Annotated in this window: 22 protein-coding genes; 15 read left to right on the top strand and 7 right to left on the bottom strand. The window is 47.3% G+C overall.

Translation table 11 applies throughout. From position 1 onward, the window contains the following. Window positions 1-7 precede the first annotated feature (7 nt). From QVE09_RS18590 to QVE09_RS18575, 4 genes are read left to right on the top strand one after another with little or no spacing between them, the layout of a single operon-like run. On the top strand, window positions 8-1,003 hold the full coding sequence (locus tag QVE09_RS18590) for an ABC transporter permease (RefSeq protein WP_315937961.1): 996 nt from the start codon (window positions 8-10) through the stop codon (window positions 1,001-1,003). Then, complete coding sequence (locus QVE09_RS18585) at window positions 1,000-2,007, top strand: ABC transporter permease (RefSeq protein ID WP_315937960.1); 1,008 nt, start codon at window positions 1,000-1,002, stop codon at window positions 2,005-2,007. Before QVE09_RS18590 ends, QVE09_RS18585 begins: the two co-directional genes overlap by 4 nt. A gap of 2 nt (window positions 2,008-2,009) precedes the next feature. Further along, the gene (locus QVE09_RS18580) at window positions 2,010-2,966 is read left to right on the top strand and encodes an ABC transporter ATP-binding protein (RefSeq protein ID WP_315937959.1); all 957 of its coding nucleotides are present in this window, start codon (window positions 2,010-2,012) and stop codon (window positions 2,964-2,966) included. Next, a complete protein-coding gene (locus QVE09_RS18575; protein WP_282319203.1) occupies window positions 2,956-3,561 on the top strand; it encodes an ABC transporter ATP-binding protein in 606 nt (201 codons plus the stop codon). The genes QVE09_RS18580 and QVE09_RS18575 overlap by 11 nt, the downstream gene beginning before the upstream one ends. Before the next feature lie 193 nt (window positions 3,562-3,754). Here the strand turns inward: QVE09_RS18575 and QVE09_RS18570 are convergent, their stop codons facing one another. Continuing rightward, on the bottom strand, window positions 3,755-4,945 hold the full coding sequence (locus tag QVE09_RS18570; RefSeq protein WP_315937958.1) for a MalY/PatB family protein: 1,191 nt from the start codon (window positions 4,943-4,945) through the stop codon (window positions 3,755-3,757). A 408-nt stretch (window positions 4,946-5,353) separates the two neighbouring features. Here QVE09_RS18570 and QVE09_RS18565 point away from each other — a divergent pair, with 408 nt between their 5' ends. Beyond that, a complete protein-coding gene (locus QVE09_RS18565; protein ID WP_315937957.1) occupies window positions 5,354-6,043 on the top strand; it encodes a stalk domain-containing protein in 690 nt (229 codons plus the stop codon). Between the two features lie 130 nt (window positions 6,044-6,173). Here QVE09_RS18565 and QVE09_RS18560 read toward each other — a convergent pair whose 3' ends face one another. Continuing rightward, entirely contained in the window at window positions 6,174-8,189 is a 2,016-nt protein-coding gene (locus tag QVE09_RS18560) for a S9 family peptidase (RefSeq protein ID WP_315937956.1), read from the bottom strand. Between the two features lie 397 nt (window positions 8,190-8,586). On the opposite strand from QVE09_RS18560, the gene QVE09_RS18555 reads away from it, so the two are divergent. The 6 genes from QVE09_RS18555 (at window position 8,587) to QVE09_RS18530 (ending at window position 12,774) form a co-directional block, all read left to right on the top strand. Then, complete coding sequence (locus tag QVE09_RS18555; RefSeq protein ID WP_315937955.1) at window positions 8,587-9,144, top strand: STM3941 family protein; 558 nt, start codon at window positions 8,587-8,589, stop codon at window positions 9,142-9,144. A 46-nt stretch (window positions 9,145-9,190) separates the two neighbouring features. Continuing rightward, on the top strand, window positions 9,191-10,054 hold the full coding sequence (locus QVE09_RS18550; RefSeq protein WP_397387067.1) for an aldo/keto reductase: 864 nt from the start codon (window positions 9,191-9,193) through the stop codon (window positions 10,052-10,054). A 225-nt stretch (window positions 10,055-10,279) separates the two neighbouring features. Beyond that, on the top strand, window positions 10,280-10,666 hold the full coding sequence (locus QVE09_RS18545; protein WP_026081254.1) for a GntR family transcriptional regulator: 387 nt from the start codon (window positions 10,280-10,282) through the stop codon (window positions 10,664-10,666). Beyond that, window positions 10,659-11,357: an ABC transporter ATP-binding protein gene (locus QVE09_RS18540; RefSeq protein WP_315937953.1), complete on the top strand. Its 699-nt coding sequence runs from the start codon at window positions 10,659-10,661 to the stop codon at window positions 11,355-11,357. Before QVE09_RS18545 ends, QVE09_RS18540 begins: the two co-directional genes overlap by 8 nt. Next, window positions 11,354-12,094, top strand: a complete 741-nt coding sequence (locus QVE09_RS18535; RefSeq protein WP_315937952.1) for a hypothetical protein — start codon at window positions 11,354-11,356, stop codon at window positions 12,092-12,094. The genes QVE09_RS18540 and QVE09_RS18535 overlap by 4 nt, the downstream gene beginning before the upstream one ends. 179 nt (window positions 12,095-12,273) lie before the next feature. Next, window positions 12,274-12,774 carry an LURP-one-related/scramblase family protein gene (locus QVE09_RS18530; protein WP_315937951.1) on the top strand — a complete coding sequence of 167 codons (501 nt, stop codon included), beginning with the start codon at window positions 12,274-12,276 and terminating at the stop codon, window positions 12,772-12,774. Window positions 12,775-12,893: 119 nt separating this feature from the next. Here QVE09_RS18530 and QVE09_RS18525 read toward each other — a convergent pair whose 3' ends face one another. Together QVE09_RS18525 and QVE09_RS18520 are read right to left on the bottom strand one after the other, a co-directional pair. Further along, the gene (locus QVE09_RS18525; protein ID WP_315937950.1) at window positions 12,894-13,778 is read right to left on the bottom strand and encodes a WYL domain-containing protein; all 885 of its coding nucleotides are present in this window, start codon (window positions 13,776-13,778) and stop codon (window positions 12,894-12,896) included. Continuing rightward, a complete protein-coding gene (locus QVE09_RS18520) occupies window positions 13,726-15,081 on the bottom strand; it encodes a helix-turn-helix transcriptional regulator (protein WP_315937949.1) in 1,356 nt (451 codons plus the stop codon). The genes QVE09_RS18525 and QVE09_RS18520 overlap by 53 nt, the downstream gene beginning before the upstream one ends. A 371-nt stretch (window positions 15,082-15,452) precedes the next feature. Between QVE09_RS18520 and QVE09_RS18515 the strand changes: the two genes are divergently transcribed. The 3 genes from QVE09_RS18515 (at window position 15,453) to QVE09_RS18505 (ending at window position 18,570) form a co-directional block, all read left to right on the top strand. After that, entirely contained in the window at window positions 15,453-16,946 is a 1,494-nt protein-coding gene (locus QVE09_RS18515; protein ID WP_315937948.1) for a TROVE domain-containing protein, read from the top strand. Between the two features lie 26 nt (window positions 16,947-16,972). Continuing rightward, a complete protein-coding gene (locus QVE09_RS18510; protein ID WP_315937947.1) occupies window positions 16,973-17,776 on the top strand; it encodes a nucleotidyltransferase domain-containing protein in 804 nt (267 codons plus the stop codon). 161 nt (window positions 17,777-17,937) lie between these two features. After that, the gene (locus QVE09_RS18505; RefSeq protein ID WP_315937946.1) at window positions 17,938-18,570 is read left to right on the top strand and encodes a copper amine oxidase N-terminal domain-containing protein; all 633 of its coding nucleotides are present in this window, start codon (window positions 17,938-17,940) and stop codon (window positions 18,568-18,570) included. A 154-nt stretch (window positions 18,571-18,724) separates the two neighbouring features. Here the strand turns inward: QVE09_RS18505 and QVE09_RS18500 are convergent, their stop codons facing one another. Beyond that, window positions 18,725-19,117 (bottom strand): RidA family protein, encoded by a 393-nt coding sequence (locus QVE09_RS18500; RefSeq protein WP_315937945.1) that lies wholly within the window; start codon window positions 19,115-19,117, stop codon window positions 18,725-18,727. 275 nt (window positions 19,118-19,392) lie between these two features. On the opposite strand from QVE09_RS18500, the gene QVE09_RS18495 reads away from it, so the two are divergent. Beyond that, window positions 19,393-19,644 (top strand): RNA-binding protein, encoded by a 252-nt coding sequence (locus QVE09_RS18495; RefSeq protein ID WP_315937944.1) that lies wholly within the window; start codon window positions 19,393-19,395, stop codon window positions 19,642-19,644. A gap of 124 nt (window positions 19,645-19,768) precedes the next feature. On the opposite strand, the gene QVE09_RS18490 is transcribed toward QVE09_RS18495, so the two are convergent. Both QVE09_RS18490 and QVE09_RS18485 read right to left on the bottom strand, forming a co-directional pair. Next, the gene (locus QVE09_RS18490; protein ID WP_315937943.1) at window positions 19,769-20,605 is read right to left on the bottom strand and encodes a hypothetical protein; all 837 of its coding nucleotides are present in this window, start codon (window positions 20,603-20,605) and stop codon (window positions 19,769-19,771) included. A gap of 59 nt (window positions 20,606-20,664) precedes the next feature. Next, a complete protein-coding gene (locus tag QVE09_RS18485; RefSeq protein ID WP_315937942.1) occupies window positions 20,665-21,123 on the bottom strand; it encodes a hypothetical protein in 459 nt (152 codons plus the stop codon). Window positions 21,124-21,129: the final 6 nt, after the last annotated feature.

The raw sequence follows: 21,129 nt of genomic DNA, 5'->3' as shown, positions 1-21,129 counted from the left end.
AGATTGGATGACGGGCAGGAATGGATGGGCCAGATTTGTTGGTTTTAAAGTGTTGCGACTTGTATCTTTATTGGTTGGAGTCAGTGTGTTGTCTTTTATATTAATGCAATTCTCTCCTGTGGACCCGATCGAAGCCTACATTGGTGGAGACATGATCAGGGTAAGCGCCGAACAGCGCAGTTTCATCGAAGAACGTTGGGGATTAAATGAATCTCCCATGGAACGATTGCTAACCTGGGGACAAGCGCTGATTCAGGGGGATTTGGGAACTTCGATGATCTACAGACAGCCTGTAGCGGATATTATCCAGGAACGGTTTATGAATTCTGTCGCGCTTATGGCTGTAGCTTGGATATTATCCGGCATTATTGGTTTCACTCTTGGTGTAGTTGCTGCCATGAGACGGGATTCGAAGCTGGATCGCCTGATCTGCTGGTATTGTTATACGCTGGCCTCCACGCCAGTATTCTGGATTGCGTTGTTGCTGCTGATGGTATTTGGGGTGTGGCTCGGATGGCTTCCGGTTGGCCTTGGAGTACCCGCAGGGATGTCGGCTGATCAGGTGACCTGGGGAGATCGGGCTATCCATATGATTCTGCCAGCGTTGACCCTCAGTTTGACCGGGGTAGCTTCGATCGCTTTGCATACCCGGCAGAAACTTACGGATGTGCTGGAGTCGGATTATATTCTGTTTGCGAGAGCGCGGGGTGAACGTGGATTTCAGCTGTTCCGTCGACATGGGTTCAGACATGTTGTTTTGCCAGCCATAACACTACAGTTTGCTTCGTTCAGTGAACTGTTCGGTGGGGCTGTGCTTGCAGAACAGGTATTTTCATACCCCGGCCTTGGTCAGGCAACGGTTCAGGCTGGATTGCGTGGAGATGTTCCACTGCTGCTTGGACTTGTGATGTGCAGTGCGATTTTTGTTTTCACAGGTAATATGGTGGCCGACATTCTGTATCGTATGATCGATCCACGGATGAAGGAGGAGCTGATGTCATGAAGCAGACGGTAGAACGCTCCTCCGAGCAGACGGCAGAAACAGCCCAAGTACAAAAAGTGAAAACGGAGACTCAAGAGGTAAGGTACATCATTAATCCGGGGTTACTACAAGCTGAGACTGGAAAAGGAACAGGAACAACACGCCAAACGAGAAAAGGTTATGCGGGTGCCAGAGACCAAAATTTCCGCAACCCTCGCCAAAGAGCGGTGATCTGGGGAAGCCTCGCGGTGATCTGGATTGCCGTTGTGTGGTTGACGGGCAGGCTGCTTCCGGCTGGTTCTACGCTGACTTCACTAATGGATCGGAATTTGGCTCCAACCTTGGCGCATCCATTTGGCACAGATTGGCTCGGAAGAGATATGTTCATGCGTACGTTAAAAGGATTGGCAACCAGCATTCAAGTGGGATTGCTTGCTGCATGTGGTGGCGGTTTGATCGCACTGCTATTGGGTTTGGCTGCCGCTTCAAGCAAGGCTGCTGACCGGGTAATCTCATGGATTATCGACCTGTTCCTGAGTGTACCTCATCTGGTATCACTGGTTATGCTGGCCTTTGTATTCGGTGGAGGTCTGGCAGGAGTGGCGGCAGCGATTGCGCTGACGCACTGGCCGAATCTGGCCCGGATTGTACGAGCGGAGATGATTCAACTGAAATCCGCAGAATATATTCAGATTTCACATAAGTTAGGTCAATCGCGGTTACAAATTGCGGTGCGGCATATGCTGCCACATCTGGTTCCACAACTGTTCGTGGGCGTACTGCTAATCTTTCCCCATGCAATTCTGCATGAGGCAGCCATTACGTTTCTGGGGCTGGGGTTGTCCCCGCAACAACCGGCAATCGGAATTATTTTGTCAGAGTCGATGAGATATTTATCTGCTGGTATGTGGTGGCTCGCCTTTTTCCCGGGGCTGGCATTGTTGCTGGTTGTTCGTGCGTTTGATGTATTGGGCAACAGTCTGAAGACGTTGACGGGTACAGGTAGTTCAAGGGAGGTGAGGTAAATATGGCTCTTCTTGATATTGAGGGAGTGTCGGTGTCATTTCGGCGCGCTCGTGGTTGGTTTGGGCACGAACAGACTTATGTCATTCAGAATCTGGATCTTACTATAAACGAGGGCGAGGTCGTGGCTGTTGTAGGCGCAAGCGGATCGGGCAAAAGTGTACTGGCGCAGGCCATTATGGGCATTCTGCCTGTCAATGCCAAGTTGGAAGGTAGAATTAGCTATGATGGTGAGCCTTTGACCTTAGAGAGGCAGCTTCATCTGCGTGGTGATGAACTGGTGTTAATCCCGCAATCCGTCAGTTATTTGGACCCGCTGATGAAGGTGGGGAGACAAGTTCAGCCGGTAACCCGAGATTTGGGAAGGAAGCGCAGATTCATGACTCGATCCCACTTGAAAAAGACGGAGCAGGAGCTGACGGATCGTTATCATCTTCCTCAAGAAACAGCTGGGAAATACCCGTTTGAGTTGTCCGGAGGTATGGCAAGGCGGGTGTTGATGGCTACAGCGACCTCAGGTCAGCCGAAGTTGATCATTGCAGATGAACCGACACCAGGCATTCATCCCGAAGTGTTGGCCGAGACGATGAGGCAATTTCGCGTACTCGCAGATCAAGGTGTAGGCATTCTGTGGATCACTCATGATATCACGACAGCCCTGACGGCAGCGGATCGCATCGCTGTATTTTATGCGGGTACCAATGTAGAGGCGGCGCAGGTGGATGATTTTAAAGGGAATGGAGAACGTCTTCGTCATCCGTATACAAAAGCGCTCTGGAATGCGTTGCCGCAGAACGGATTTCAGCCACTCCCAGGCTCCCAGCCGTTGGCAGGTCAAGAGATCACGACAGGATGTTCATTTGCTCCCCGATGTAGCGCAGCAACCGTTGCATGTACCCGCGAACGTCCAGAGCTTCGTCAGATACGAGGCGGAGAAGTGAGGTGTTTCCATGTCACTTGAAGCACGGGACGTGAGCTACCGTTACGATCCGAAATCGTGGGTGTTCCAGCAGATGAATATGCAGGTGAAACAAGGCGAAGTCGTGGGCTTGTGGGGACCAAGTGGCTGTGGAAAAACAAGCCTTGGACGCATCCTTGCAGGATATGCCGAACCTGTGGCAGGACAAGTGCTTCTGGATGGGAACCCACTCCCACGTACAGGAGTATGTCCAGTTCAGCTGGTATTCCAGCACCCGGAGAAGGCTGTGAATCCACGCTGGCGGATGCGTCGTGTACTTCAGGAGGCGTCTGTGCAGGATGAACAGTTGCTCGAAGCTTTGGGTATTCAGCAGACCTGGTTGGACCGTAGGCCGACTGAATTATCCGGTGGAGAACTGCAACGTTTCTGTGTGGCGCGGGCGCTTGGCACAGCGACACGTTATGTGATCGCAGATGAGATGACAACGATGCTGGATGCAATCACTCAGGCACAGATATGGCATACCGTGATGGAAGTGGCTCGCCAGCGTGATCTGGGGCTATTGATCATAAGCCATGATCGGGATTTGTTGAACAGGTTGTGCGACAGAATTACACCGATGCCGATATCGATGTGACTGTAATTTTAATTATGTTTTGAATAAATAAAATGATCGAATACAAATGGGGTGCCCCTTGTGAAGTCATTGACTATGAATATGAGTCATGGACTTGACTACGGGGCACCCCTTTTTCTATTTTGACAAATATTCACCATTTAACGAACAGTACACGTTTTGTTCGCAACGTACATAGATGTAACTGGACAGCTTATTTGCCCGACACATTGCTTAACAACACAGATAACCTGCGCATCGCCTCTTCAACCGTGGAACGTGGACAGGCTACATTAATGCGCATGAACCCTGTGCCCTCTGTTCCAAAGAAACTCCCGTCATTGAAAGCAAGCCCGGCTTCATGAAGCAGCATGTTGCATAGTTGTGCATGAGGGATATTCAGCTCCCGGAAATCCATCCATAACAGATAGGTTGCTTCGGGCAGATGCATTTTGATCTGTGGCATATGTTCCGCAACATATTGCTGGACATACTCCATATTTCCACGGATATAGGCAAGGCACTCATCCAGCCATTCCTCGGCACCATTGTAAGCAGCTTCGGTTGCAACAGCCCCCAGTGTGCTGATATTGGCAAGTCCCATTGTTTTTACACCCTGCGCGAACGATTCCCGCAACTTGGCATTGGGGATGATGATGTTGGATGTGCAGAGGCCAGGAATGTTGAACGTTTTGCTTGGAGCCGTACAGATGATACTTAGATCAGAGACGGCATCCGAGATCAGGGTTAGCGGTGTATGAGCTCCGCGCTGATGAACAAGATCAGCATGAATTTCATCCGAAACGATTAGTACGTTGTATTGCAGGCACAGCGACGTGAGCCCTTCAAGCTCCTCTCGAGTCCATACCCGTCCAACGGGGTTGTGGGGGCTGCACAGAATTAACATTTTGACCCGACCCGTCTGCAAGCTGGCTCCCAGTTGTTCCAGATCCATCGTGTAATGACCATTATTCTCTATTAAAGGGTTAGTGATCAGTTCACGACCTTGACCACGTACCACTTCATAAAAGGGGGCGTACACCGGGGTTTGGATAACCACGGCATCTCCCGGTTGAGTGAATCGTTGTACCGCAATGCTGAGTGCAGGCACAATCCCTGGAGTGAATACGATCCAGTCATCATTAATTTTCCAGTTGTGGCGCCGTTCCATCCAACCTGCAACAGCTGCATGATACGCCTCAGTCCGCACTGTATAACCAAAAATCCCGTGCTCCATACGTGTTTGCAGGGCCTGAATGACGGATGGTGGAGCAGCGAAATCCATATCGGCCACCCACATCGGAAGCGCATCAGCAGCGCCGAAGATATCCTCAAGTGCATCCCATTTCTCTGATCCGGTAGAGACCCGGTTAATAGACTGGTCAAATGTACTGTTATTGTTCATCGTATAAATCCCCCTTGAGTTCCGTTCCTTCGACCACAAATCGACAAATAATTATCTAATACATTGGTTAATTTCGCAACTGTTGTGCGTGTATGATTGGCTTCATAGGTATGGTCCGGAATTCAGGACTTTATTCATATAAGAACAACTTAACGAGCCAGAGAACAGCAGGCATACGACAAAGACTATTTTTGTACGCCCTTGGTCCTGATTTATCCATTTATTGTTTACAACCTCTTGTCAGATGCTATTATATTGCTAACATTTGGTGGAACAACGGGCTGTTATCCGAATAAGCTCGTGCCCATACATGATGAGCATAACTACATGAGCCTTTTGCGTACATCGAGCGATCGCTTGAATCGTATTATGCATAAGGCTGACATTGAACTCAGGAGGCGTTTAGGGATGAAAAGCAAAAAGTGGTTGATTGCTGCGGGTGTGTTTGGCATGGTGTTAACCGGATCGGCAGGTGTATATGCAGGTACACAACTGGAGACGATTAAGGCTTATCTGAACCATGGGCTCGCGATCGAAGTGAACGGACAGAAATTTACACCGACAGGTGACCAGGGCAAAAAGCTTGCGCCAATTACATATCAAGGCAGTACATATCTCCCCGTTCGTTCGATTGCTGATGCGTTGAAGACCGAAGTGAAGTATGATGCCCAAAACAATAAAGTAAGCATCGGCTCTTCAAGTTCTGGTGAGTCAACTTCCACAGGCAACAGCGGATCGACATTGCCATCTACAGGCACGAACACACAGGCTCAAGGTGTGAAGTCCAAGTATCTGCCAGCTGACTTCCCGTTACCGAAGGATGCGAAGGCAACCAGCCTCATTGAGAGCAATGTAGACGGGGACAATAAAAAAGTCGTGCTCACGTACACAACCAAAGAATCATTGCTAACCGTTGGAACCTCCTACAAAGACTACTACCAGACCAAAAACTTGAGCCAGAACACTCAGGATATCCAGGCAGATGGCTTCAGCATCGTGGGTCGTGAAGATGGCAAATATGCCGTAACCATCACAGGTTTGGTGTCTGCAACCAACAAGGATCTGAATGAAATCACCGTAGTGTGGGGCGAAGAGTAATCTTTCCTTCTATAAAAGGTGAAAAGCCAAAGCCGCCCGTTGAAATCTTAACCGATTTCATTGGACGGCTTTTAGGGTTGAATCCATATTTGGTTCTATACTCTGAATTAATAGTCTAAATATTAGTCCGTTACAGGTACTCGTTAAACCATCCGGCAATATGCTCCAGACGGCGTACCCTTAAGTGGGGATGACCTCCACGAGATAACTCGTGGTTGGCACCTGGGAAACGAACAAGACGAGTGGTCTGCTTACGCCGTTTCAACGCAATGTATAATTGCTCAGCCTGTTCAATAGGACACCGCAGATCCTGTTCGCCATGCAAAATGAGCAGCGGAGTACTCACGTTGCCGACATAAGCGAGCGGGGAATGTTTCCACAGTTTTTCCGTGTCATCCCACGCGTTACCGCCAATCTGGTCTTCCGTGAAGAAATATCCAATGTCACTTACACCGTAGAAGGATAGCCAGTTGGAGATGGAACGCTGGGTAACAGCGGCCTTAAAGCGGTCCGTGTGTCCAACAATCCAGTTGGTCATGAAGCCACCATAACTGCCCCCGGTTACACCCAATCTGGATTCATCGATAAATTCATATTGGGATAGGGCATAGTCCACACTCTCCATGAGATCACGATAATCGCCACCGCCATAATCTCCGCGACAGGCGTCTACAAACTGCTGCCCGTATCCGAGGCCACCGCGTGGATTGATATACACAATAGCGTAGCCTTGTGCGGCGAGAATTTGGAACTCATGCATAAATGTAAAACCATACATCATGTGCGGGCCGCCATGAATCTCCAGAATGGTCGGGATTTTGACCCCATCCACCATTCCGTGAGGTTTCATGATCCATCCTTGCAGTCGCAATCCATCCGAGGAATTGAACCAGAAGGTTTCCGGTGTACTAAGGTGGATCTCACCCTCAAGCTGTGGGTTGCTGCGGGTGATCTGAATCGGTTCTACCTCAGGATCTTCCGGTTGTTCATATATATATAGATCACCAGGATTTAGTGTATCGGCTACAGCGGCAACGATCTGCCCGTTTTCCAACTCGGCAAATTGATAAATCTCCCGTTCGTCAGGCAATATATACTCGGCACTTCTACCGTCTCGTGCGAATTTGGCGATGCGTACACTACCATGAATGGTCGCTAGACAGAGGATGGATGAACTATCCCGACTGAATACAGGCCCTGTGGTTGTCAGATGTGATCGCATGTCGCCAACAATGCTGTGATTGAGTTGCACGTCCCAATCCGTGCTCAGACATACGGGTTCACCACCTGATATAGGAAGGGTATATAGCTTCACAAGTGTGGCATTTCCATAAGAACGGTCACTGGCGAGCAGTGCAAGAGATTGTCCATCCGGTGCAAATGTCAGTCGGCTGAACGTATATCCTTCCGGGGTTAACTGCTGCACATCTGATCCGTCTGCCTTGGCAAGATACACATGATTGGTAAGGGTGTAATCGTTATGCTCCTCGCCTTCTTCAGGCATTTGCGTAATCCATGCGATGGATGTTCCGTCCGGGGACCAAGCGTAGTCTCCAACGTCATAATGACCTGTAGTTACCGGGGTTGCTTCCGCGTACGCGTCAATCGGCGCGATGGTGAAGAGATGGGAACGTCTTCCGTTCCATAATCCACTGGCATCTGATTTCATGCGAATCCGGTCTACGACATGTTCTTGCAGCAGTTTGGGTTTGTCGTCTATAGGATCTGTATGTTCTGATTCTTCATCTCCGCTCATATCCACGGATGATTTCACAAGTAAAGTATGACCATCTGGTGACCAGAGCAGGGAACTGACGCCATGTTTCAGGTGACTGATTTGCTGTGCTTCTCCGCCATCTGTTGCGATAATCCACACTTGAGATTCCCCATCAACCTCTCTTAAAAAGGCCAACTGTGACCCATCCGGCGACCAGGCTGGGGAATGATCCTTCTCTCCAGAGGTAAACATTCTATCCTTTTGACTTCCCAGATGCAGCAGTCTCAGGTGAGAACAATAACCGTCACGTGCTTCATTCGTTTTCCGGCTTACATATACCAGTTGTCCGCCTTGAGGGGACGGAGTTGGATCGTTAACCCATGTAATCTGATAAAGATCTTCCGTTGTTATGCCGCGCAGACTGTTCATTGTTTGTCCTCCCACCATGAATTAGAATTGGTTAATTTCCTAACCTTTCCATTTATATTAACGGAAAGCAAGGGACAGGACAATATGACTAAGGATGGGAGGGGAGACTTTTATAACAGCGATCGGAAGGTTGTTCTGTCATCGGAGTAGCTAGTGTAAATATTCTTTAGTTCAATTCATATAGGTGTGTTAAAAGGATTTGCTCGAAGAATGACGAATCCTAATGTTGAATAAGCGCAGAAATGACCGAAAAATGGTCTTAATTTAATGTTTAACATTGGTGAATTTGGTTTAATGTACAATGCAATTCCTGTTCTACATTCAGGTATTTGGGTTCATAACCATTCGTTTATATAGAACTTGTATGATTCAGTCGTAATGAAGGAGGAACGTCACGTTGAGCACATCCTATGAGCAGCATGTAGAATATCCAAACCGGAAACGAATGGCGTGGCTTACGGCAGGGGCGGCACTCTTTGTGGCAGCCGGATTTTTTTTGATTTTTGATCGTTCTTCAGTTACGAATGATTCCATCCTCTCGGGTGTGATTGGACTTCTATCCATTTTGTTTTTCGGGCTATGTTTCTGCTACAGTCTGGTAAAGATGATTAAGAAGGAACCTTCTTTTGTAATCGATGAGGATGGGTTTGTGGATGCATCTTCTTATACCGCAGGAGGAGCAGTGGCCTGGAGAGACGTTGAGAATATTTTTATGTATGAACTAATGGGACAGAAAATGATCGGGGTCAAATTGCGGGACGAGAAAGCCTTTCTGGATCGCCAGAACGGGATGAAACGCAAGTTGATGACGGTCAACAGCAATATGGTCGATGCAACCATCAGCGTTGCCCAAAGTAGCCTCACAATGCCACTGGATCAGGTGTATACCATGATGATGAGCCACTGGAGGCATGTGAGTGATAACATGATTTATGATTCGTATAATCGTCGTTAGAGAGGTTACAATGTCCATAAGTCTTCAGAATGGGGGAATATAGATGATGCATGGTAATCAAACACGCACGATTCTGCTTCCGGATGGAACTGCCCTGCCTGCGATAGGACAAGGCACATGGTACATGGGAGAGAAGCAATCTAGCCAGGAAGAAGAAGTACGGGCACTGCGTTCCGGTATTGAACTGGGAATGACCGTAATTGATACGGCGGAGATGTATGCAGAAGGCGGGGCAGAAGTTGTTACGGGAAAGGCCATCTCGGGCCTTCGTGATGAAGTTTTTCTCGTATCCAAAGTATATCCCCATCATGCAGATCGCAAGCAGATGATTACCGCTTGTGAGCGTAGTCTCACGCGTCTTGGTACAGATCGTCTGGATCTGTATTTGCTCCACTGGCGGGGAGGAGTACCACTCGAAGAGACGGTTCAGGCATTGGAACAATTGAAACAATCCGGTAAAATCCTTCGCTGGGGTGTATCGAATCTGGATACAAGGGATATGCAGGAATTATGGAGTCTGCCGGAGGGGTCTCAGTGCATGGTGAATCAGGTGCTCTACCATGCAGCTTCGCGTGGTATTGAACATGATCTGCTTCCCTGGATGCGGGAACGTAGCGTTCCTGTAATGGCGTATTGTCCACTGGCACAGGGTGGCAGACTTCGAAGTGAATTGTTGGAGAATCCAGTCATTCAGGAGATTGCACAGGGTCGAGGAGTTACGACTTCGCAGATCGCATTAGCGTGGGTGATCAGGGACGGAGATGTGCTGGCGATTCCCAAGGCGGTGCAGCAGAATCATGTGGCAGACAATGCAGCAGCAGTGAATATCGTTTTGACACCAGAGGAACTCACCCGTTTGGATGAGGCATTCCCTGCGCCTAAAGGTAAGGTACCTTTAGATATCGTGTAGCTGGTTCTACTTTATCGGATAAGCATATGAATAAGATAACAACACGATTAATGAGTTATGCAGAGCAGATCTTCACGATCTGTTCTTTTTTTTGTATGTATTTCGATAACCAAAGCTTGCTCATCAACTGAGCGAATATATATTTATAACAAATGGGCTTTACAACACTATTTCACTAGTGTACTATGTAACTAACACACCAGTACAGAAAGGAGCGAGAGCTTTGTGACTATGGAATTTGATAACAACTTACCGATCTATCTGCAGATCATGCAGTACATCAAAAGACAGATTGTAACCGGGACACTTCAGGCAGGGGACAAAATTCCTTCGGTTCGTGAACTGGCGGCTGAACTACAGATCAATCCAAATACAGTACAACGGACATTTCAGGAGCTTGAGCGGGAAGAAGTGGTTGAAACCAAACGGGGCTTGGGCAGATATGTGACCAGTGAGGAGCGGAAGATTATGACGATCAAAAAAGAGATGGCCGGTGAATTGCTGGAACGCTTTCTGACCGGAATGCAGGAACTGGGGATCGAAGAGCAGGATATCTTATCCATCGTAGCCGATGCCGTTGCGGAAGGAAAGGGAGGAACAACGCATGAGTAACATTCTTGAACTGAACCAGATCAATAAGACATATGGCAATAAGAAAGCGCTCAGTAATATTACATTGGATATTGCTCCTGGACGAATCGTAGGTCTGCTGGGAAGCAACGGTAGTGGAAAAAGTACGCTCATGAAGCTGGTTGCAGGTTTGTTGCATCCGAGCAGCGGAACGATTCAAGTTACAGGTAAGCCTGTTGGGCTGGAGACGAAGGCGCTGGTTTCATTCATGCCGGATCGTCCATTAACCGAGAAGTGGATGAGAGTGCGAGATGCGATTGCATACTATCGGGATTTCTATGCTGATTTTGACGAGGAGAAGGCGCGGGAGATGCTGGAATTCATGAACCTTGTCGAGAGTGACCGGGTACGGCATCTGTCGAAAGGGATGAATGAACGACTACAACTAACACTGGCACTTTCTCGTAAGGCTCGTCTGTATTTGCTGGATGAACCGATTGGCGGAGTAGATCCGGTTGCGCGAGGCAAGATACTGGATGCGATCGTCAAATTCTATGATGAAGACAGCAGTCTGATCATCTCCACGCATCTTGTGAATGATATCGAACGGATTTTTGATGAAGTTGTCTTTATTCGCGAGGGCGAACTGGTGATGCGGGAAGAAGTGGAAACGCTCCGTCTGAAATATGGGAAAAGTGTGGATGAGATGTTCAAGGAGGTCTATGCGGAATGATGACATTATTGAAGTATGACTTTAGAAGGAACTGGAATACACTGCTGGCTGGGCTAGTTATTTTGATTATCGCGCAAGTGGGGCTTTCCCTTTTTATGTCTGAGGTCACAGGGGTTGTGATTGGCATTATGGGTTATGTTGGGGTAGGTGTGGCTATTTATGTGAAAATGATCAAAACATACACGTCCAATATCCGCTCTTATAATCGCCGTCTTTTACCCGTAACGGGCCTATCACATGTGTTGTCTCCCTTGATCTTTGGAGCTCTTTGCGGGTTGGGGTTAGTCATTATTTTTACGACTCATGCCTACATCTATATTTCAATGAAGCTCAGAATGAACATGGCTAGCAATATTGATCTTTCGGGTCTGCATGTTTCGGATTATATTAGTTTGGTGCTGTTTAGCGCATGGGTTATGGTATTCATGACCGTCATCATCTTCCTTTCGATCTCGATTGCAGGCAGCTTCCGTTGGAGAACGGGGCCATGGATTGGAATCGTTGCATTCTTTGTCCTCGTTAATCTGCTTGGCTGGTTGGAAAATATCATTACGACAGGACGTTTTAGTCCAAATGAGATGTTCCGGTACACGGAAGAAAGTACAGGGATCTCGATCACAGCCAATGGCGTATTATGGTCGGACGGCATGTGGGGAAGCATTGTATTTGAAGTCATCGTAGCCGTTATCTTGGTGTGGGCTACCATTTACCTGAACAACAAAAAAGTTGAAGTCTGATGACAGGATAACTTGAACGTGATGCGAGCAACCAGGGTTGCTCGTTTTTTACATCCAGTAATAATACACTTTTTGAATCTAATACCATTAATTATGCGTAAATATAGATATAATGTGTGCTCGATGAGAGATTAGGTTAAACAAAACGAAAGGATATGTAAGGGAAAGGAGAAAGCGTAATGGAACTATACTTCAGGGATAACTTTTTTAACGCGGGTTACACCGAGATTATGAATCCGAACCAGGAACAGGCTGGGCATCTGGATTTGAAAAGTGTTTTTGGTTCTTCGCTCGATGTATCAGATAACTCGGGATTGGTTTGTAGCGGAAAATTCCGCATGTTAACGAATCGTTGGGACATCACTGCAGCTGATGGGAGACATCTGGGTGTGCTTCGGGCGAGATTCAGTGTTTTTAGTAAAAAGTATGAGTATGACGCAGGATCGCGCGGTACGTATGATGTGTCTGCTCCAGCATTTTCGCAGGAATATGATATAAGTGGCAGTGGTGGCCGCATCGTGGCCAGTTTCCGTCGCACCAGCGGTTGGTTTAGTTCAGGGGCATTTGTATTAGATAATCAGTCGGAACAACTGGACACGTATGAATTAATTGCAGTGGTCATGGGCGTGCACGCGATTAATAAAAGACGGAACTCGGCTGCCAGCAGTGGTGGAACCTAGTTTAGGCGCATGTATACCAAAAAGGTTTGGATGAGATTCTCCAGACCTTTTTTCGTATATGGATGTAGATATGGATTTGGCTTTTGAGCAATAATTATGGTTAACCCAATCTTACAAAATCATTGACCATCGGCTTTCGCAAGGGAGCCTTCCTCACGTTGGTGGTGCTGAGCTTTATTGAAGCGTTCGGAATGCATATCAGAATCTTTTTCCGCATAACGGGCCAGTGCCTTCGCAGCTGTTTCCGACATTCGCTCCCGCAGAACTGTGTGGTCAGCGATTCGAACCCGTTTGCCGAGAAAACGCATTTTGGATAAGACGTAATCCATCTCATTGCGCGGAACGGTCAACTCGATCCGATATGTCTGCTTGGCTTCCAGGTACTCGACCTGTTTCTCAAAGCAGGAGAAGGCATAGAGGATTCGGGACAGTTCCTGATTGAACTCGGGCAGTACTTCGATGGTGATGGTCGTCTTCCGCTTCTCGGTAATCGCAGCAATTCGGGCAGTGTACCCAGAAGCGGTATCCGGTTCAACCGGTTGGGCTTCCACGGTAACAATGCTGTGCAGCTTGGTAGAAATGAGTTTGTCGAAGCGAGGGGCGTACCAGAGCACGTACCATTCTTTTTTGACCATGGAATATTCCAGTTTATACGGGAAACCAAATTCATCATGGCTTGTGCGTCCATTGCGGACGCGGCCTATCATTCGAAATCCCTGATGATGCAGAATGATTAGTCGTAATTGTCTAAGCAGTGGGTGAGAGACACTGTTTTCCTCACTTTTGGCTTTTTCGGTCAGGTAATCTTGAAGGTTCAGGTCCTGTTCACTATTCAGCATGTTGTGCATTTTATCCAACGTTACAGGGCTCAGGGCTTCTCTTGCGGCAGGGTGATTTAACATCATGCGAAGCCAGGCTCGTTCCTGTGAGGTCCAGGTGAACAGTCCGGTTTCATTCAGTCGTGTCATCATCTGGTAATTGAACATCTTCTCGAACAGGTTCATAATATTCCGCAATCTCCTTCCATTCCTTGATCATCTCCTGGCGCAGTCTCTGGGGTGCGATTATTTCGCAGCTTGAGCCAAAACTCCGTAACCACGGTTTGATCTCGGTGGTACCGTTGACCTGAATTTCGTAGAGAAAGGTATGGTCCGTTTCGGGTATAATCTTGCCCCATTGACCTTGCAGACGAACCCGATCCAGAATGAAGTTGCGCTGACCACGCTCCGGGTGGAAAAAGCGTGCTTGAACCGTCACGGTATTCCCCGTATCCACGAGCCAACTGTAGCGACTGATATCGGTCCATTGCTGCTTCAACTCGAGCATGTATTCCTCTTCAACTGAGTCCTGTTCCTCCAGTTGGGTTATGCCTTCCATGCGGAATTTCACAAAGCCGCGGCGGCCCTGATATCCAATTACATACCAACGACCATACTGATGGTCATAAATCACTTCAAGGGGCACGATCTGATTGGATCGACCATCTGCTTCCCGTTCAAAGCGTGGATTCGTATTCTGTGAACTGTAGCTGGATGGTTTTTTCGGTGAATAGTATAGGAACTGCACACGTTTGCGCTGACGAATGGCACTAAGCAGCGTGTAGAGATGAGCTTCGTCCAGGATACGAGAATAATAGTGATACTTGTAGATATAGGGTTCGGTCGCTTCTTCTTGCGGAAAACTTGCCGTAATGGCTTTCTTCAAACTGTCCCGCAATAAGTACCCCTGTACGGAAGGAACCTGGGTATTCGCCATCATATCCACAAAATCATACAACTCCAGCTGTTCCTCCACGGTTAATTCGGTAAGGACATCTTGGTGTAAAGCATAGCGATACGGTCTGCCACCGGGTTCTTTTCGAATAACCCCAACCTCTTCCAGATATTTCAGATCGGAACGAATGGTTTTCTCGTCAGGTAACGCCAGATCTTCGGGCAGATCAGCACAGCAGGCGTCCAGCAGTTCCATCGCGGTTAGTGCTGTATCTTGTAGGGTATGCAAAAGGATGGAAAGACGCTGAACTTCAGTCTCTTTCATCGACTTGGCGCGGAAGAGGAAGAGCAGCATAGGTTCCGCGGATTCTCCGTATTGGAAGCGAACGAGATCGGCCATTTCCCGGCTTGCTTCGGCACCTGAGCGCTGGTCAGCGACGGTCTGCATGATTTCTTTTAACCTGCGATTGGTTTTATCAAAGGTATGTACGGATATGCCAAGCCGCTCGGCATACTGTTTACGGTTATATGCACCGCTTGTTAGGGATAACATGCGTAAGAACTGAATTTCTTTGTCAAAACTCTCTCTTGCCATGAACATTCACTCCTTGTTATCCCTTCATTGTAGCAGGATGAGCAGAAGGTTTCATTTTAAACTTATGAAGATTGACTCCATTTCAGAAAATGATTCGTCGCCATACTTTCGCCATGTTCGCATGCAGATGTGTGAGGCATAATGAGGATGTGAAGCGGGGCAGCAACAAACTCTGCGGATCAAGGTTCCGAGGCGCCAGGGAGGGTTACTTCGACTGTTAATCGACCAGGTCGTTGGTTCGAATCCAATCGCCGCCGTACATGGCGGTGTAGCTCAGCGGTAGAGCGGGTATTATACCTTCCCACCTTTTTCCTCGGAACATTTTATTATGGAATATCAGTAAATAGACTCACACCGGGAGGTCATGAGTGATGAGCAGAGCGAAACAATTATTCAATCAACCTCAGCCAACGACACGTAATCATGGGGGCTACGGAGCCTATGAGCGATTGGTGGAGGAACAATATATACAGATGTTGATGACCAATACATTGAACAATACGTTCTATGCAGACACACAGCAACTGATGGACGATGCGCTGGTCAGTCATCAGGAAATGGCTGAGGTCGATGCAGGGTTTATGGCGCGGGCGTTGGTCTATGCTCGTAATGAAGGTTTGATGCGGTTACAGCCTCTATACGGGCTGGCACTGCTGTCCAAAGTAGATGTGGATCATTTTGCAAAGGTGTTCTCCCAAGTCGTACAGACACCGGCTGATTTGGCCGATTTTTTGACCATTCTAAGAGGAACAGGTCGGGGACAGGGCGGCCGAGCGGTGAAGCGTCAGGTGAATCTCTTTTTGAACGGAATCAGCGAATACTGGGCCATTAAATACAACGGACGCGGGCGTGGATACAGTCTGGGCGATATGATCGCTACAGCACACCCCAAGCCGATCGATATGAAGCAGCAAGCCTTATTCCGTTATCTGCGCGGGCATGAGGTGGATCTTACGGAACTTCCGCAGTTGCAGGCGCTGGAAAAGCTGAAGGCTACCCGCAACCCGGCAAGTCGGATGCATCTGATCGCGAAAGGTAAACTCCCGTATTCGGTGGTGACCTCGATTATGCAACCGACACGTACGGTGTGGGAGGCGTTAATGTCACAGATGCCGACCTTTGCGTTGCTGCGCCATCTGAATGCAATGGATCGGGCAGGTGTTTTTGAAAAATCGAAAAATATTGATTACGTAACGGGCCGTCTAACGGATGCAGAAGCCCTGCGCAAGTCGCGAATCTTACCTTTCCGATTCGCCAGTGCATATGAAACGATTTCCAGAGAAGAGCTGCGGGATGCTTTGCGACAAGCAGTGGAGCTATCCATTGGTAACCTGCCAACGCTGCCGGGAAGAACAGCTATTTTCCTGGATCGTTCCGGTTCCATGCAAGGGGATTATTTACGGATTGGTTCGGTGCTGGCACTGGCGCTTTATAAACAAACAAGAGGTAACGCGCTGTTCTGGTTATTCGACCATTTGGTTGAGGATGCTCGTCCCAAGATGGATGAGAGCATTCTTGCCCAAGCTCACCGTATTCGCGCACAAGGTGGAACAGACACAGGTCGACCGGTGCGGGAACTTCGCGATATTGGAGAGAAAGTGGATCAGATCATTATGATCACCGATGAACAGCAGAATGAAGGCAGCCCGTTATATGCTGAACTTGAGCGATATCGCCGGATGATGAATCCGGAGCTGAAGGCATTTATTGTGGATATAGCACCTTATCGGCAGGCAATGGTACCGCCACGGGATGGCAAAACCTTTTACATCTACGGTTGGAGTGAAACGGTATTGACGTATATTGCCGAGACTGTGGCAGGATATGATACACTCGCGAACCGGGTGAGAGAGATAGAGATTTAAATGGGGGAATTTGGAGGCGGCTGACCATGACCTACGTTCATGAAGAAATGAAAGATACGATCAGACAACAGCTGAAGCAGATTGAACAGGAGGAACAGGTACGGATCATTTATGCCTGTGAATCTGGCAGTCGGGCGTGGGGGTTTCCTTCACAGGACAGTGATTATGATGTGCGTTTTCTGTATGTAAGACCGCTGGAATGGTACTTGTCGATTGAGGATCGAAGGGATGTTATCGAACGCCCAATCAGTGATCTGCTCGATATCAATGGTTGGGATCTGCGCAAGGCGTTGAAGCTGTTTCGCAAATCCAATCCACCTTTATTGGAGTGGCTGCAATCCCCCATTCAGTATGATGAACAATATAACGTGGCACAGCATATCCGTGCACTGTCGCCTTTGACATTCTCGCCCAAGTCCTGTATGTATCATTATCTGAATATGGCAAAGGGCAATTTTCGGGATTATTTACAAGGGGACCAAGTGAAGATCAAAAAGTATTTCTACGTGCTGCGTCCCTTACTCGTTTGTGGCTGGATTGAACGTTATGATGCGATGCCACCGATGGCATTTGAAGAGTTGGTGCAAGAGCTTGTACCTGCGAATGCATCGCTGTATACGGAGATTCATGAATTGCTTCGCCGGAAAAAGGCGGGCGAGGAACTGGATCTGGAGCCGCAGTTGCCAGCAATACAGACTTTTTTGGCGGAGAAGATCGAGCATTTTGAACGACTGGCTGGCCAGATGGAGAATGAGCAAATAATTGAATTTGAAGAATTGGACCGGATTTTCCGTTTGGCACTGCAAGAGGTGTGGGGCGAAGGGGAATAAGAGGAAGAAAGTTGTGTGCTGGCGACGCTTTCGCTAGAGTCAGAGCGAGTAGACCCGCGTTTGTAAACTGTTATATGAAAATATTTTTTGTTATTCACCTATATTGTATGGGTAATTATGGTATGATACTCTGGCCAAACTAATTGCTGGAGGTTATCCGTATGCGTATCAAAGTAATAAGCAGTTTGCTTGCCATTTTCATGATTGTTGCTACCGTTGCGTCTGCTCACCCGGGAAGAACAGATTCGAGTGGAGGGCACACCTGTCGTACCAACTGTGCAAAATGGGGGCTGAAACAAGGGGAATATCACTATCATAACGGAGTTTCCTCTTCGAGTTCCAAATCTTCATCTTCAAGTTCATCCAGTTCAGGAAGTACCAAGAAAAGTAACAAGTCTTCAACGGCAAGCAAAAAGAAAACTGCTCCTAAACCGGAATATATCACCTCTTCTGTTCAGGTGAAGGTGAATGGTTCCAAGGTTATTTTCACTGAATCTCCAATTGTAATGAATAATACAAATCTCGTACCCCTGCGTGAGATGGCCAAAGCGTTGAAAGCCAAAACGTATTGGGACAGTAAGACTCAAACCATTACCGTTACCAAAGACAAGTACAAGCTAATCTTTACCTTGGGCAGTAAAAAGGTGAAGGTGAACGGGAAAGAAGTCACCCTACAGGCAGCGCCCAAAGAAATTAAGGGAACAACATACATTCCACTCAGAGTTTTGGTAGAAGGGCTTGGAGCATCCCTCACTTCATCCGGTAATACGCTGACAGTGAAGGTGAAAGAATAAGATTAAGATTAAGATTAAGATTAAGAAATCAAAAAGAAGCAGGTTGGGATCTAATCCTAACCTGCTTCTTTATGTGGCGCATGAACTTCGTTAAAGCGAGTACCTCATCAGTCAGTTTGCTGTGTGCTGCAAGACTTGAGATGACCTGGATCAGTTAGTTGGTATGAGCAACGGCGCGAATCTCAATCAGTTGATGAGGGAAGGCCAGACCCGATGTCCCAACCATCGTAACAGCCGGACGATGCGTACCAATATACTCTTTATACACGGCAACACATGGCTCAAGATGCTCCTGCGGGTGAACCAAAAAAATCTCCAGTTCAGCAATGTTCGACTTGGTCACGTTAAATCCTGCGAGCACGCGATCCAAGTTATCCAGTGTCTGGCGAACTTGTGCTTCAATATCATCGACACCAATAAACGTCCCCTGCATATCATGCGAAAATTGTCCTGCAATGTAGATCGTACCGTTAATGCTGTATCCCTGAGCAACGCTAAATGCTTCTTCCCAGGGCATACCGTGGCTATATATTTGAGCTGTAGTCATAAGTTTCTCTCCTTTGAAATTCAAGATAGGGTTAGTATAAACGGAGAAAAAAGACTTGGGCAGTACGCACTTTCATGACAGTGACTATCCAAAAGGATAGCGCGAGCAGGGTGTTAGTAAGCCTAACGACTCATTTCGGAGAATCTTTATATCAGGATATTTAATTTAGGTATAACTAACTTAAGTCCTATATCCTTCCCCTAGAATCTGGGTAATAATTATAGTAGGCAAGTGATTAATGGAATCTCATAACGTAACGATAGGGGGTAACCTGTATGGCATCCGTGATTCTGCTGGTGAAACAGACGGAGGACGATGAGAAGGTTATTTATCGATTCGGACCGAATGAGCGAAAGATGGGGCTCATTGAGATGAATAAGATCAAGGAAAGTGTGAGGGAACTGGAACCTGTCCATGTGGATGGGGTAAGCCCGAGTTTTTTCTTTAACCGAGCCGCGCAGCGACTGGTACGATGTTTATTCAGGGAAGGCGGCAAGTTCCCGGAACGAACGACGTTTGAATCATAGTCCTATGGCAGGCTGCATGACAAGTGGGCTGAGCAGGCAGTTGAGAGTTCATGGGTTGAATAATGAAAGAAGTCCAAGAGACCAAAGGTAGTGGCTCTTGGACTTTTTTGCGTGTGGTGCACATTTAAGTATGGGAGACAGGGACCGCGAAGCGATCGATCCATTCTCGCAATTGTTTACGAAAGGAGGAATTGGTATGCTGGTCAATCTCGATGTTAGAATTATTTTCGCTGGTGGAATCTCTGTTAGTCATGCTCCAGATACCTTGTTCGGTATGAAGCAGCAGGAGAGCTTGATCAGGCAGAGGAACTATATCTTCGGCATAATTGATGATACTGAGGTTATCCACACTACGACCAGAAGCTTCAAAAGAGTTATGCCATACCTTCAATAAATTGCGTGTTTCTAGAGGTAGTTCCCAATCGTCCATGAATCTATCTAACACAATACGGTTCTCCTCGTTCGTCAGGACAATCCATTGTTCCTCCGTTATCGTGAACTGAGTAGGTTGATCAATGAATGGTTTGTGTTGCCCTATGTAAAATCGGAACAACTCCTCTTCCCATTCCTCAGGTTCTGTCCAGGTGAACAAATGCACACGTTGATCTACTGCCAAATGATAGAGGTATGTATCGTTGTTATCCGTACTTTTGTGAATGGTTAATACCTTTTCTTGTTCAAGGCTGTCTGAGTACGCTCTAATCATGCTGCGGCTTTGGGCAAAATGCATAAGCATCTTCAAAAACTCCGGCTCGACCTCTATCTTGGTATCTTCCATATGCAAGATTAGCCCCTTGGATAAAAGACCGTGAGAGGCAGCCCTTAGAACGAGTTCCCAGTGTTGTTCAGATAACTCGCCATACATCGGTTTTAGGAGACCGGCTGCAATGTCCTCTGCGCCAAGTGTGGCCAGCGCAAATCCGAATTCTTCAATGGATAAGGTAACAAGTCGTTTATTCATGAGCTTAACCGCCTACTTTCTATGTAGATTGATAGATACAGGTTACTTTTTTTAGAAGGTCATTTGTGCTCATTCCAGGTTTTTCGAAGTATTTTAAGAATGTCGCTTTCCTGATGTTTCAGTAGACTATACGTATATATTTTATAGCTTTTTCCATCAACCATTTTGAATAAGTAATAGGAAGGAGTAGGCTGAATCCATTTGTTTAGTCCCGGTGCTACAAAATCAATGGTGCGTATATCCTTCCAAGATAACTGTTTTCCTGCATTTGTCTTAATGCCAGACAGATCGAAGGAAAATAAGATGTTTGTTCCAAATATTCTCGTGATGTTCCAGATAAACAGACGCCCCACAAACCAAAAGCTTAAGAAAGCTGCACTAGTAAAGTACAAGGTTTGAAGAACGCTATTGTCACCATAGATAACATCACCAATCAAGACAAGTCCAGCAATGATAAAAAGAGCAGATATCAGCGTATGACGAATTGCATATTTGCGTTGGTATGTAACGAACTGCATGGATAC

It is taken from the genome of Paenibacillus sp. ClWae2A, assembly GCF_032452295.1.
GTDB lineage: Bacteria > Bacillota > Bacilli > Paenibacillales > Paenibacillaceae > Paenibacillus.
This window is presented reverse-complemented; position numbering and strand designations above follow the sequence as displayed.